The sequence below is a fragment of the Olleya sp. YS genome, assembly GCF_029760915.1.
Taxonomy (GTDB): Bacteria; Bacteroidota; Bacteroidia; order Flavobacteriales; family Flavobacteriaceae; genus Olleya.
Genome location: NZ_CP121685.1, coordinates 1038609 through 1052477 on the forward strand (window position 1 = coordinate 1038609; position 13869 = coordinate 1052477).

Sequence of the window (13869 nt, forward strand, 5' to 3'; positions counted from 1 at the left end):
TTTTGACTAGTTTAATTTTGCATCACCTAACATAGACTCTACTAACTCTAATTGTTTGTCTTTGTTAGATAATTCTTGACGTACTACTTTTTCTGCAATCTCGATAGAAAGACTAGATACATGACTTTTTAATTCAGCCATAGCAGATTTTTTTTCGCTTTCAATAGCAGCTTGTGCTTGAGCAATCATGTTGTTTGCTTGCGTTTGAGCTTCTGTTTTAGCGTCGTCAATCATTTTATTTTTAAGTTCTCTAGCTTCTTTAAGCATAGCTTCACGTTCTGCACGTGCTTCTTTTAATAACTTATCGTTATCTGCTTGAAGATTTTGCATTTCTAACTTTGCTTTTTCTGCAGCGTCTAATGCATCTTGAATACCTTCTTCTCTTTCATTTAAAGAATTTAAAATAGGTTTCCACGCAAATTTTACCATTAAAAAGATTAATAGTAATAATAATATAGTTTGAACTACAAATAGTCCTGGTGAAAAATCATTTAATAACTTGTCCATACTTAAGTGTATTTGAAATTTTTTCTTTTTTTAATTTAAAAACACAACCTGCAACCAACCGTTGCAGATGTGTGTTTTATAGTTTGTTTGCTGCTTATTTCCCTAAGAATAAAGCACCAAATGCTAACCCTTCTAAAAGTGCTGCAATAATAATCATCGCTGTTTGGATTTTTCCTGTTGCTTCTGGCTGACGTGCAATACCTTCCATTGCTTTTCCACCAATTTGACCAAGACCAATTCCTGCTCCGATTACGATTAAACCTGCTCCAATTAAATTGTACATAATAAATAGATTTATAGTTAAATTAAAAAAACTCTTATTTAAATGAAATCTGCTCTGACATCTTCTGCATCAGGGATTTCGTGACCATGCTCATCATGATCATGATCGTGATCGTGCTCTGCTACTGCCATACCAATAAATAATGCTGAAAGCATTGTAAAGATATAGGCTTGTAAGAAAGCTACTAACACTTCAATTAATGTTATAAAAAATGATAATACTAATGATAAACTTGTCGCACCAACTACTCCTAAAGATTTTTTAAGAGTGAACATAATTGCAATTAAGCTCATTACTACAATGTGTCCTGCAGATATGTTTGCAAATAAACGTACTAATAATGAAAATGGCTTAATAATTAATGCACCTGCTAATTCTATAATTGCTAAAACTGGTCTAATTAAAATTGGAACACCTGGCATCCATAAGATGTGCATCCAATAGTCCTTATTACCACTTGCTGTATATATAATTAATGTAAATATTGCCAAACATGCTGTTACAGCTAATTGTCCTGTAACGTTAAAACCTAATGGTGTTAATCCTAATAAGTTTAATATCCAAATAAAGAAAAATACCGTCATTAAATATCCAGTAAATCTTCTATAGTGCTTTTCTCCAATATTTGGTTTTGCAATTTCATCTCTTACATAAAGTACTAATGGCTCTAAAACACGACTAAACCCTTTTGGGATAGCGTTATTTTTGTATTGTTTAGCTAAACGAGAAAACCAAAACAACATTAATAATCCAACAAATAAAACTCCAACCACACTTTTAGTGATAGAAAAATCTAATACTTTGTGTGCGTTTGTTGCATGGTGCTCTTCATCAAAAGCGACTGTTGAAGCTCCTGCATCAAGCTCGTATATTTTAGAGTGAATTTTTGTGAATTTTAATCCGTTTTTCTCAACTATAACCTGTCCACTATCATCATGATGAAACTCGCTAGACATAAACGTAGTCAATCCATTGCTAGTCCAAATAATAACTGGTAAAGGGAAACCTATGTGTTTACGCTCTCCTGCATCGTTTGTGTAAGAGAATAAATGAAAATCGTGAGAATCTTGAATATGGTGTAAAATATACTCTTCTACCTCAGTTTTTGTATCCACTTGACCTCCATCATTTGCACCATCTTTAACTGGTGTTTCCGCTAATGCAATAGTACTTGCAAAAAGCATTGAGAGTAAGACGAAAAATTTAAAAGTTTGTTTAGCTACCTTCATTGTTAAAAAAATCAAAAAAACCGCGTTTTTAAATTCCGTGCAAAGGTAGGTAATTATTTGAAAATAAATTTAATTTTTCTTGAATAACTTTTTAGACTATTTTTTGTTTAAAATATTAGCTATAAAATACACTTCAAGAAACAGAAATAGAAATAGTGGAATTAACAAATTAAAGCTTTCCATTCTGGTTAAATCATCAAGTTTAAATATGGAATCTTTGAAAACGATTGCAAAAAACAACACTTTGGTAATAAGTGCAAAAATATACAAGAACCCTAGTTGTGTTTGCCATTTAGAAGAATTTGAAAGCAGTAAAAAAAGAGCACTTATTATAAAAGAAAATACAAAATGAAACGTATAAACTGGTAACAACAAAAACCTTAGATAAATAGAATTACTATTTAGTATGTAATCATGCAATACATAAGTTGCTACAAACAGCACTAGAAAAGCCAATAGAAAAAAAATAATTTTTTTAATCATTGTCCTTAGATAGTTTTAAAACTTGACTGATAACTAAGTACATAGATATAAAAACCGCTAGAAGCGTTACAACATTTTCCCAATAGGTGGTTTGGTATTTAGTGTCTAACCATTCTCCAAAAAGATTTCCCAACCATATAGTGGCTCCCATTTGGAAACCTACAGCAATAAATCTAACGTAAGGCTTAGGCTGTTTTTTGGGTTTTGGATCCGCCATTTAAGTCTTTTACTGTGGTTTTCATAACACACGTTACATTAAAGGTTGCTCCAGGTTCTACTGCTAGTTTTTGAGTTACAACATCACCTTCTATATGTGCAGTAGATTTTAACGTTAATGTTTCTGTTAACTCTAATGTTCCGTTTAATTTTCCTTCAAAATGCGCGTTGCTACATTTGAGTTTTCCAATAATTTCGCCATCTTTACCAATGACTACTTTTCCTGTTGTTTCAATATTACCTTCTATAATTCCGTCAATACGTAAGTCGCCTTCACTATAAAAGTCTCCAACTATTTTTGTGCCTTTTGCAATAATATTTTGAATAGAAAATTGCTCTTGCTGCTTATTTTTCATGGTTTAGGGAGATTATTTATTTGCTAGATATTCATTTAAATTTTTATGAATTTGAAGCGTTTTGTAATTGTCCGAAGAAATGCCAAAGTACGGTCTGGTTATTTTGTACTTGTCTTCAGTGTTTACAATATCTGCAAATCCTTTTGCGCCTTCCACACTTTTTAAACCATGAACCACAATAAAAGTAGTCTCTGGATTAAAAACATCTATAGATGTTGTTAAATCGTAATATTCAATTTTGGGTGTGATGTCGTCTAATGTTTTTTTAAAATCACTAATTGCTTCAGTTTTATTTTTATCAAACTGGAAAACGACTTTAAACGAAGACGATTCTGCATCTGGTTTAAAGGTTTTATCGCTAACCGATTTTAAGCTGTTAACAATTGCTTGCGCTTGTAGTCCTTCTTCTGTGTTTGCAAATGCCAATGCCACGTCATTTAGACCGTCCATATAAGCTTGATAACCATTTAATCTTCCATTTGCTGTAGCTTTAAGTAATGCAAACTTTGGTACGATTGCATCTCCATCAAAAAACTGCATGTATTGGTTTGATTTGGCAATAACTTGAGCATAATCTTGATTTTCTAGGAGTTTGTATGTAGCATCATAAAGGCTTTCGGGACTACTTTCATCTTTGGTTGCTGCTAATTCAGGATTTTTTAATATTTCTGCATATCTAGAACTTGCATAATTTGAAATGATATCTGTTTTTGTTGTTAGTGCTTCTTGCTCTTCGCCTAAAATTTCATAGATTTTATACAAATTATATTTAGCAGGTAGTATTAGCTTATTATCAGGATTACTAGCTAATAAGTTTAAAAATTTACTTTTTGACAATCTATATTCTTTAAATTTTTCTTTATAAATCAACCCTAATTGGTAGTATGCGTAATTGCGCTCTTTTCTGATGCTATCCAATTCTACTTTTGCAGAAGGAATTTGAGTCATGTAATACTGTGGGTCTAAAAAGGTTTCGTCTAATCCATTATCCGTTATAACATCTGGTCCAGTTTGATCATTAAAACCTCCTGTTCTTGTAGAAGACCATCTCCAATTATCTTCGTTTTTTCGGTCTCCCCAAACACGTGTAAACTCATTTTTACCGTAAGCTACTGTACTTGGATTGTAAAAATAAAAATTTGATGCCGCTCCAGGCAACCCTCCTCTAGGCTTGGTTACATTATTTGTAGGAATATTGGTTGTTGCTAAGCCTTTTTTACGTGCTTCAATTTCTAAACGTTCTTTTTCTTGTTCAGCTTTTTGTCTAAGTTCAGCTGTATATTCTGTAAAAAAGGTTAAACGTTCAGCTTCACTCATTTTTACTAGCTTTAAAATACTATCGTTAGTTTCTGCTAAGCCTTCATAATATATAACATCATCTAAGTTTTCGCGTTTACGCTTGATGGTTCTGTAAGGCTTACTATTTTCTACCATACTTATCATTGTACTATCAAAATAGGCACCTGCTATTTTATACTTGTTTCTGTCAAAATAAAAATCGCCTAAAGTCTCGTAGTTTTTGGCAATTAATATTTTATCTAGGGAGTTTTGTCTCAACGATTTATTATAATACGCAACCGCTAATGAATCGAACTTATTTGTTAGATGAAACTGAGCAATTTGATGATAAATTTTATCTAAATACGGACGGTTTTCTCTGTCTTTTTCAAGCTTAGTTAAATGCTTTAAAAAGGCTACTTTATCTCCTTTTTCGTAATCAAAATTCTTAGCTTTTTCAACTTCTGCTGCCATTAGATAACGACGTGGAATTTTTCTGTTTAACTCAATAACCTCATTAAACGCTAGGTTTGCGCTGTCTTTGTAGGTTAATGCATTATACAATTGCCCTTTTATAAAATGAAAGCGTCCTTTTTCGTCATTTTTTTTAGTGGCTTTAGCAGCAATTTTAATTTGAGTTAAAGCACTGTCTAAAGATTTTATGTTAATGTAAGCTTGAGCCAAAATAGATGTTGCATCTGCTAGTTCTTGATCCTCTAATTCTTCCTGCTCTAAAAGTCTCTTAAGGTTTTTTATGGCTAGCTCATCGTTTTCCAGACGAATATTGGTTTTTTCTCTCCAAACTTTAGCGGTATTAATTTTATCTGACGCTGGATATTTGTAAAGTATATAGTTAAACGCTTCTAAAGCTGGCACAAAGCGTTGATCAAAATATCTGGCTTCACCTAATAATAAATAGGCTTCGTCAATTTGTGGGTTATATTCTTTACCTTGAATATTCATCCCATGTTTTTGGATAGCTTTTACTGCTTTTTCTTCTGCTGTGGTAAAATCTTGGTTTTTAGACTGTCCAGGTAAGACGATGTCTTCTTCAATTTGCATACGCTCCACTGGAAGGATGTCCCAATAGTTGTCTTTGTAGCCATTATTTAAACTTTGACGACCTTGCTCCAACGCGTTATATCCATTGAAAAGTGCATTGTACTCTGCTGTAACCGCATGGAAATTACGATTAATGAAGCTGTTTTTTTTTCTGGAACAACTGGTTACAGTTGCTAAAGCAAGAACAGAAATTAGAGAGATTTTATGTGCTATTTTCAATGCTGGTTTATTTTTACGTATTACATAAACTCCTTGTAAGCATTTTTATTATATTAAAATGGCTCACAAGTGGGTAAAAATAAGCATCTTTTTGTCTTTTTGCCAAAAAAAGGACTGAAAGTTCAAAGGTCCTAATAGAACTAAGCGGATTTTATTCTTGATTTATTGCTCCACCAAAATGTGCTTCTAACTCTTTTAAAGTTGCTTGACTAGTTTGGATATCTTTAATGACATGACCTTTTTCTAGGACTACAATACGCTCGCAAACCTCTGTAACATGCATTAAATCGTGACTAGACACTAAAACAGTAGTCCCTTGTTTTTCGGCTAGGTTTTTAATAATTTTTTTTAATCTTATTTGTGTTGTTGGATCTAAGTTTGCAAAAGGCTCATCCAATACAATAACTTCAGGATTACCAATTAAAGCAGCAACAATCCCTGCTTTTTTCTGATTTCCTTTACTTAAATCGCGAAGGTATTTTTTCTTACCAATGACTTCGCCATTAAAAAACTCTTCAAATTGAGATAAAAAAGATTTGACGTCTGCTTTATTCATTCCTCTTAAGTCGCCAATAAAATCAAAATATTCTTCTGGTGTTAAATAGGTAATTAAAAACGATTCGTCTATAAAAGAGCCTGTAAATGTTTTCCATTCTTCGCTTGTATTTACAACAATATTATTGTTGGTGATTTTACCTGTTGTTGGTCTAATTAAATCTAATAAAATATTAAATAATGTTGTTTTTCCTGCACCATTATTACCCACTAATCCAAAGCTTTGTCCTGTTGGGATATCAATGTTTGAAACATTTAAAACTTCTACTCCTCTATATTTTTTTGATATATTATTTATTGTAATCATAATTGTTTGTCTTTAAATATTGAATTACTCTTCTTTTCCAAAAGCAGCGACCATTTCATGTTTGTCTTTGAGGTATTTGTTTTCAATGACATTCATAACATAATTTTTAAAAATTAATCCTAAAACACCAATAGTTGCTACTGCAATAAATCCAGAGTTTTGCCCAACAAACTTGTTAAATACCCAAAACACAAGCATTGGAAATAGCATTAGTGGAATAATAATTATAAATTGGGTTGCACTGGTCCCTTGTGTATTGCCAAACCCGCTTTTATTTAAGTCTATTCGTTTTCGGTTAAAAGAACCTGCAAACAGTAAAAACAGTGAGTTAAACCCTATGTTAAAAATGGCTCCAGCAGTAATCATTAAAAATACATCTAAACCAAAATATAAATACGGAATGCTTAAAAAGTATAAGATAGCTGTCATAGATACCATCAATACCCATTTAGATTCTAAAAATTTTCTGTATCTAAAACTCTGGGTCATTAACATTTTATAATGTGCACTATCCCAAGCTGGTATAAATTGTCCATAGTTTAAGGTAAAACCACCAGTGACAAATAATGCTGCAAACATTAGCATTGCTGGCATCTTTGTACTATATATATCATTTGTAAAGAAGATTAATCCGTAAAAAAGAAACAAAAAAGACATTAAAAACACCGTTTTAGTTCGTTTATTTCTCCAAATTAATCTGATGTCATTTTTTATAAATGGTGCAACGTCTCCAAACTTATCAGCCCAAGATAAATCAACAGAATTAGCCTCTTTTACTTTGGTTGCAACAGCTTCATCCAAATAGACTAGATGACGTAATTGCTTGTAGTTTAAGTAATATAGAATAGCCAAAATGATAATTATCGATAACGAATATATTGGATGAGCATAAATAGCATCAAACACTTGACCGCCTAAACCAACAACATCGAAAATTTCGAATTTTTGCAAACCAATTAAACTTACTAATACAACAACAATACCTACTAAAGCTACATTGTTTTTATTAATCAAGAAATTTAAAAAGTTAGCTGATTGAATAATTAAAATCATGGCAAACAACCATCCTAAAACTCCTATTACATTATAGCCTTCTTTTATTAATACTATCGAAAACGGTATGTAAAAAAACAAGCCTAAAATATTAAACCCAGAAAAAGCAGACTTACCTAAAACGTAATGCACTAAAGTGCTTTTTTTTATAGGTAGTGTTAGTAATGGTTTAATATTCATTACTGGTAACTTCTGCATTAAATATCTAAAAATTAAATCTCCTAAAATGGCAAAAAGTAAAAACGAATTTACTATTTGCAAAGGATCAGAATCTGGAAATTCTTTTTTAATAAGATAATATCCACCAATACCTATAGCTAAAAAAGAAAGTATAATATATAGTGCAAAAAAGCCCATAATTATTTTAACTGCTAGGCTTTTGCCAAAACTAGCCGAACGAACAAAAGACTTCCATTCTAAACTTAAAAATTTACCTATCATAGAAAACGGTTTTGGTTGGTTGTAATGTAAGTCTATAAAATTATGGATTTGTTACAAAATAATTTTTTTGGAAAGTTATATTTAGCAAGTATCTCAGCTTTGGTTAGTTGGATTTTCCTTTTAAAGAATCAACTTTGAATGCTTAATGATTTTAGACTTATTATCGTATACCTCAAAGTAACCTGCAACATTTGATAAAGTACCTAAAAAGAAGTACAGAAAAAACATGTATGGATTTTCAAAAATGTAGTCTTTAACTAAGCTGAAACAATATAAAAATAGTGAAGGCAATGCCATTATTGAATACAATGGTTGTGCAGCTTGAAGTTTTTTTAATGTTTTTCTGTGCTTTAAATGCGTTATATATGCGCTTATGTGAAAACAAGTCATCAATAAAAACAAAAATATACTAGCCTCTAAATAAACTTCTAGATTAATTAAGAATACCATTATTAGACCAAGAGAGATAGTAAACAAAACGTATTTAGGCTTATAAAAAAACATGGCTAATCGTTTCCTTAATTGAGCTTGATAACTCCAGTGAATTGTTTTTTGACGTTGTTTTTCAAAGTTTTTTATAAACGTTACTTTTACATCTAGATAATCTTCAAGCAATGCGTAATTGCTAGATTGTTCAAAATCTGAAGCTAGATGATCTATTAACTCTAATCTTACATCTACAAATTTTACCTTTAGATTAATAAGGTAATTATCGATTTGCTTTATTTGTTGGTTGGTTAATTTCATCTTATTCTAGATTAAATTTAGGGTTCATAAAAGTTTCCATAGTTTTGATATAGCCCTTAAGCTCTTCTAACTTACTTACCGTTTCTTTATTTCCTTTGTCAGTCAATTTATAATATTTGCGTAATCGGTTATCTACTTTTTTAACCTCAACATCCAATAACCCATCTGCTTCTAATTTGTGTAACGCTGGATATAAAGCACCTTCGGTAATGTTAAGTTCTCCCTTGGTAATAGTTTTTACCTTTTGTGTCATTTCGTAACCATACATTTTATCACTTTCATTTAAAAGCTTTAAAATAATAGTCGTTAAGCTACCTTTATATAATTTTGAATTCGCCATAAGACAAATATACATAATTTTCTTATGCATAAAAGTCTTAGGTATTAATTTTTTTATAAACTGAAGGCAAAGTGTAATAGCTTCATTATTTTTACAAAAAAATAGATTTATGTCTCAATTTCACACTCTAACTATATCTAACATTCATCGCGAAACTGATAAATGTGTCACATTGACTTTTAAAGTCCCAGAGCATTTAAAAAACGATTACAACTTTAAAGCTGGGCAATATATTACACTAAAAACTAATATAAATAGTCAAGAGGTTAGACGTGATTATTCGTTATGTTCTTCACCATCAAGCGGTAAATTAATCGTTGCAGTTAAAGAAGTTGAAAATGGAACTTTTTCAAAACACGCTAACCATAATCTAAAAGAAGGAGATACTTTAGACGTTGCAAAACCACAAGGTCGTTTTGTTTTTGAGCCTAAAAATGATGTCTCCAGAACCATTGCTGCATTTGCTGCAGGTAGTGGTATTACTCCTATTTTAAGCATCATTAAAACTGTTTTGGATGAAGAACCTAACAGCAATTTTGTGTTAGTTTACGGTAACAAAACCCTTAGGGACACCATTTTTTTAAACCAATTATTAGAGCTTCAACATCAATTTAAAGACCGACTTCATATTCAATTTTTATATAGTCAATCTCAAGAGGACAATGCCTTATTTGGTCGCATTGAAAAAAGTACTGTTAATCTTATAGTTAAAAACAGATATAAAGATGTAACCATTGATGCCTTTTATCTTTGTGGTCCAGAAGCAATGATTAATACAGTAAAAGAGGTGTTACTTGAAAATAACATAGATGAAAATAATATTTATTTTGAATTATTTACAACTTCTACACACGCAGCAACTGTAAACGTCGCTGATGGTGAAACAGAAATTACAATAACAGTTGACGACGAGACAGAAACCTTTACCATGTCTCAAAAACAAACTGTTTTAGAAGCTGCATTAAAACAAGATTTAGACGCACCATATTCTTGTCAAGGTGGTGTTTGTAGTAGTTGTATTGCAAGAATTACCGACGGGAAAGCCCTTATGAGGCAAAACAACATACTTACAGACTCAGAAGTCGCAGAAGGCTTAGTGTTAACCTGTCAAGCTCAACCAATTACACCAACAATAGTCGTTGATTATGACGATGTTTAATTAATCTTATTTCATTTCAACGAAATTATTTGCATTTTGTCGAAAGAGTTGATAAAAATTACTTTATTTTAAAGTATAAGTGATTTAAAAATTAAATTCGTAATAGATTATAACGCTAAAAATTTGTTAGTTTAAGGGATAATATTAATATATTATATTAGTTGTTAAAATCAAAAAGCCTCACAGATGTGAGGCTTTTTTAGTTTGTTAACATAGCTTTTATTTTATCAACTATTACGTTAGGCTTTATGCTACCAGCAATATCTTTATAATGTTCTGGATATGCATTACCATAGACAGATGTAGGTGTTTTATCATACACTTTTCTGTTTGGTACTAAGTGGTATGATTCTGGTTGGTTAAATGCTCCGAAACCAGCATAAGGATGTGTCACTCCCCAAATGGTTAACACTCTTAAACCAAGCATAGCAGCAATGTGAGCGTTACCAGAATCCATTGACACCATTATATCTAGATTAGATATTATATCCAACTCTTGCTTTAAATCAAACTGTCCTGCTATATTAATAACATTTTTGTTTGATAATGTTAAAGCATCTAATTGTTCTTTTTCGGTTTGACCACCAAATAAAAAAATAGTGTAATCTTCTTTTAAATTATTAATGACCTCTTTTAATAAGTGTAAAGGGTACATTTTAGATGGGTATTGTGCAAAAGGAGCAATTCCAATCCACTGTCTTTTATTAAGAATATCCACTTTAGATAAAATGGGCTCTGGTATACTTTTTTTTTCTGGAAACGTTGGATTTTGTAATTCTATTTTTAGCCCTAAAGTCTCGAAAACATCAGCATATCTTTGGTGTGTGCTTTTTAAAGATTTAAAAACTTCACCTTTAATTAATGCTCTTTTTTCTGTACGACCCTTATCAATTTGTTTAAAGGGTTTCTCTAATAAAAAAACTTTTAAAATTTTAGTTCTTAACACATTATGCAAATCTGCGACTGCATCAATATCAAGTTGTTTTAGTGTTTTAGATAATTTATATAAACCTAAAACACCTTTGTGCTTATCCTTTAAATCTATAGGAAATACAGTAACGTTTTCTAAATTTCTAAAAAAAGGCGCGAAAAAAGGACGCGTTAAAACCGTTAACTTAACCTCTGGATATTGTTCTGTTACTGCACGTAACACAGGAACCGTCATAGCAACGTCTCCCATTGCAGAGAGACGTATGACTAAGATATGTTTTGGTGTGTTTGTCAATTTTTATTGTCTTTCAATTTATTAATAAATTGAAAATCCACCTTTCATAAATAGGGAAAGGAAATTCAAAATCAATCAATTTATTTTTGCCCTCTAAGCACAGGATTAAGCTCGTCGTCGTTATACATTTTCATTTGCTTATACACTTTCATGTATTTATCTCCTTTTTCAATATCAGATAATAAGGTATCTATTGCTGTACTTAAATCCACACGCTGCTCTAATAAAATATCAAGTTTTTTTTGGCAAGCTGCTTTGTGTCCATCTGATGCGTCTTTACGTGTTGCTTCTTCTTCCATATGATACACTTTTAAAGCCAAAATAGATAGTCTGTCAATTCCCCAAGCTGGACTTTCGGTATTAATAGTTGCATCTGGTTTTGGAGTTACATCTTTATATTTATCTAAAAAATAACTATCAATATACTCTACCATATCAGTTCTGTCCTGATTTGAAGCATCAATTTGACGCTTTAATGTTAGCGCTGCAACAGGATCTATTTGTGGGTCACGGATAATATCCTCGTAATGCCATTGTACAGTATCTATCCAACATTTTCTGTACAATAGGTGCTCAATTAACTCTGTTTTTTTATCGTAGATATTAGTAAAAGGTTGATCTACTGTATTTATAATGTGATATTTTTTTATGACGTCTTGAAAAATTTTATTCGCTTTTGTAGTAAACATAGTGTGATTTTTAAGAGTGTAAAATTACATAATTTATAATGAATTTTTGTTAGCTATATTTTAACCTTTTAAATATTAGAGTAACTTTACTAAATAAAGAACTTTTTAAAATCATGCAAATTCATAATTTATCAGAAAATAATTCGATTTTAAATCAATTTATTGCAGAATTAAGAGACGTTTCTATACAAAAAGACCGAATGCGTTTTAGACGAAATATTGAACGTATAGGAGAAATTTTAGGTTACGAAATGAGCAAATCATTGACCTACAAAACTAAATCTATTACCACACCATTAGATACAATAGAAAGCCTTTTGCCTAAAAATGATGTTGTACTATGCTCTGTGTTAAGAGCTGGAGTGCCTTTACATAATGGGCTACTTAATTATTTTGATCAAGCTGAAAATGCTTTTATCTCTGCCTACAGACACCATTTAGAAAACCCTGAAACTTTTGAAATTGTAGTTGAATATTTAGCTTGTCCAGATTTAACAGGTAAAACCTTAATATTGGCTGATCCAATGTTAGCAACTGGACAATCTTTAGTAGCAACTTATAAAGCATTACAACCTTTTGGAATACCAAAGAACATACATATTATGGCTGTTATTGGTGCGGAAGCTGGTGTGGATTATTTGAAAAATAATCTACCTAATGAAGCGTCATTATGGATAGCAGCAATAGACAAAACATTAGATAGCAAAGGGTATATCGTTCCTGGTTTAGGTGACGCAGGTGATTTAGCGTTTGGAGAAAAACTACAACACTAATAATACTATTGGAATAAAAGCTAGCAAGCCTAAAAACACTTCTTTAAACCATTTTTCTTCAATGGTTTCAATATAATTAATAATGATGACTGCTAATGGAGCAAATAGAAATAAAAATTCGCTGCCATTTTTTTTAGGTGCAAATAGTACAATAATAGATGCTAAAGTACAGGCTATAAAAAGAATTTTGTAGGATGGTCTGTAGCTTCTCATTTTCTTTTTAATATCTTTTAAATAAAATAAAGAAGACCAAAGCCCAAACGACAATAACATTGTTATTACGATTATAAACTGTAAAGAATTATAATTACTAATATCTAAGTTAATAGTTGGGTCAATATGTAATGCCACAAAATAATCATCATACACAATTACTGAATAACTTATAGCTAAAATTGAAGTGGTTGCTAAACCAATACATGGAACTAAATAGTATTTTGGATTTGTTTCAGAAAACAACAATAAAGCAATAAAAACTAAAGGTAAAAATAAGATTGCCCAGAAATAAAATAGTGAAGCTATCCCTATTAAAAACCCACTGTCAAATAATTTTTTAATAATTTCTTTTTTTGACCTAATGCTAATAATTCGTCTTAATGCTAACAATACAAAACAGTTAGAAACCACAATTTTATAATCTAAAAATACTTGAGGAATAGCTAGAATAAATAATGCAAACACCAATATTTCATAATTGTTTTGTTGTGACAGAAAGTTTTTAGTGACAATAAAATTTAAAATTAAAATCGATAAAAAAACAATTAAAAAAACACCAATATTTTGTAATACACTTACACTATTATCCATGATGTCAGGATATTTAATATACAACATGACGTAGGCAATTAATGTAATACTAAAAACAATTAAAAAATTAATTGGCTTGGATTTACTAAAAATAGTTGTAATCATTAACTCTTTTTGTATTTTTGTGCTATAAATATACT

The 13869-nt window shown here is 30.8% G+C and carries 15 protein-coding genes; 2 read left to right on the plus strand and 13 right to left on the minus strand.

Annotated elements, in window-relative coordinates:
• Positions 1–6 precede the first annotated feature (6 nt).
• From Ollyesu_RS04835 to Ollyesu_RS04880, 10 genes are all read right to left on the minus strand, one after another.
• Positions 7–507, minus strand: a complete 501-nt coding sequence (locus tag Ollyesu_RS04835; RefSeq protein WP_279302670.1) for a F0F1 ATP synthase subunit B — start codon at positions 505–507, stop codon at positions 7–9.
• Between the two features lie 94 nt (positions 508–601).
• A complete protein-coding gene (gene atpE / locus Ollyesu_RS04840) occupies positions 602–790 on the minus strand; it encodes an ATP synthase F0 subunit C (RefSeq protein ID WP_013993139.1) in 189 nt (62 codons plus the stop codon).
• Between the two features lie 38 nt (positions 791–828).
• Positions 829–2019, minus strand: a complete 1191-nt coding sequence (atpB, locus tag Ollyesu_RS04845; protein WP_279302671.1) for a F0F1 ATP synthase subunit A — start codon at positions 2017–2019, stop codon at positions 829–831.
• A gap of 475 nt (positions 2020–2494) precedes the next feature.
• Positions 2495–2719, minus strand: a complete 225-nt coding sequence (locus Ollyesu_RS04850) for an AtpZ/AtpI family protein (RefSeq protein WP_279302672.1) — start codon at positions 2717–2719, stop codon at positions 2495–2497.
• Positions 2688–3074 carry a polymer-forming cytoskeletal protein gene (locus tag Ollyesu_RS04855; protein WP_279302673.1) on the minus strand — a complete coding sequence of 129 codons (387 nt, stop codon included), beginning with the start codon at positions 3072–3074 and terminating at the stop codon, positions 2688–2690. The genes Ollyesu_RS04850 and Ollyesu_RS04855 overlap by 32 nt, the downstream gene beginning before the upstream one ends.
• A gap of 12 nt (positions 3075–3086) precedes the next feature.
• Entirely contained in the window at positions 3087–5633 is a 2547-nt protein-coding gene (locus Ollyesu_RS04860; RefSeq protein WP_279302674.1) for a hypothetical protein, read from the minus strand.
• Positions 5634–5784: 151 nt separating this feature from the next.
• The gene (locus Ollyesu_RS04865; RefSeq protein ID WP_279302675.1) at positions 5785–6495 is read right to left on the minus strand and encodes an ABC transporter ATP-binding protein; all 711 of its coding nucleotides are present in this window, start codon (positions 6493–6495) and stop codon (positions 5785–5787) included.
• Positions 6496–6519: 24 nt separating this feature from the next.
• Positions 6520–7989, minus strand: a complete 1470-nt coding sequence (locus tag Ollyesu_RS04870; protein ID WP_279302676.1) for a DUF5687 family protein — start codon at positions 7987–7989, stop codon at positions 6520–6522.
• 120 nt (positions 7990–8109) lie between these two features.
• Positions 8110–8736: a hypothetical protein gene (locus tag Ollyesu_RS04875; RefSeq protein ID WP_279302677.1), complete on the minus strand. Its 627-nt coding sequence runs from the start codon at positions 8734–8736 to the stop codon at positions 8110–8112.
• Between the two features lies 1 nt (position 8737).
• Complete coding sequence (locus Ollyesu_RS04880) at positions 8738–9076, minus strand: PadR family transcriptional regulator (RefSeq protein WP_279302678.1); 339 nt, start codon at positions 9074–9076, stop codon at positions 8738–8740.
• 109 nt (positions 9077–9185) lie between these two features.
• Here Ollyesu_RS04880 and Ollyesu_RS04885 point away from each other — a divergent pair, with 109 nt between their 5' ends.
• Positions 9186–10235 (plus strand): ferredoxin--NADP reductase, encoded by a 1050-nt coding sequence (locus Ollyesu_RS04885; RefSeq protein WP_279302679.1) that lies wholly within the window; start codon positions 9186–9188, stop codon positions 10233–10235.
• A gap of 199 nt (positions 10236–10434) precedes the next feature.
• On the opposite strand, the gene Ollyesu_RS04890 is transcribed toward Ollyesu_RS04885, so the two are convergent.
• Both Ollyesu_RS04890 and Ollyesu_RS04895 read right to left on the minus strand, forming a co-directional pair.
• Complete coding sequence (locus tag Ollyesu_RS04890) at positions 10435–11460, minus strand: glycosyltransferase family 9 protein (RefSeq protein WP_279302680.1); 1026 nt, start codon at positions 11458–11460, stop codon at positions 10435–10437.
• Between the two features lie 80 nt (positions 11461–11540).
• Positions 11541–12149, minus strand: a complete 609-nt coding sequence (locus Ollyesu_RS04895) for a DUF4254 domain-containing protein (protein ID WP_279302681.1) — start codon at positions 12147–12149, stop codon at positions 11541–11543.
• Positions 12150–12262: 113 nt separating this feature from the next.
• On the opposite strand from Ollyesu_RS04895, the gene upp reads away from it, so the two are divergent.
• Entirely contained in the window at positions 12263–12922 is a 660-nt protein-coding gene (gene upp, locus Ollyesu_RS04900) for a uracil phosphoribosyltransferase (RefSeq protein ID WP_279302682.1), read from the plus strand.
• Here upp and Ollyesu_RS04905 read toward each other — a convergent pair.
• The gene (locus tag Ollyesu_RS04905; protein WP_279302683.1) at positions 12911–13834 is read right to left on the minus strand and encodes a DUF6427 family protein; all 924 of its coding nucleotides are present in this window, start codon (positions 13832–13834) and stop codon (positions 12911–12913) included. The genes upp and Ollyesu_RS04905 overlap by 12 nt on opposite strands.
• Positions 13835–13869: the final 35 nt, after the last annotated feature.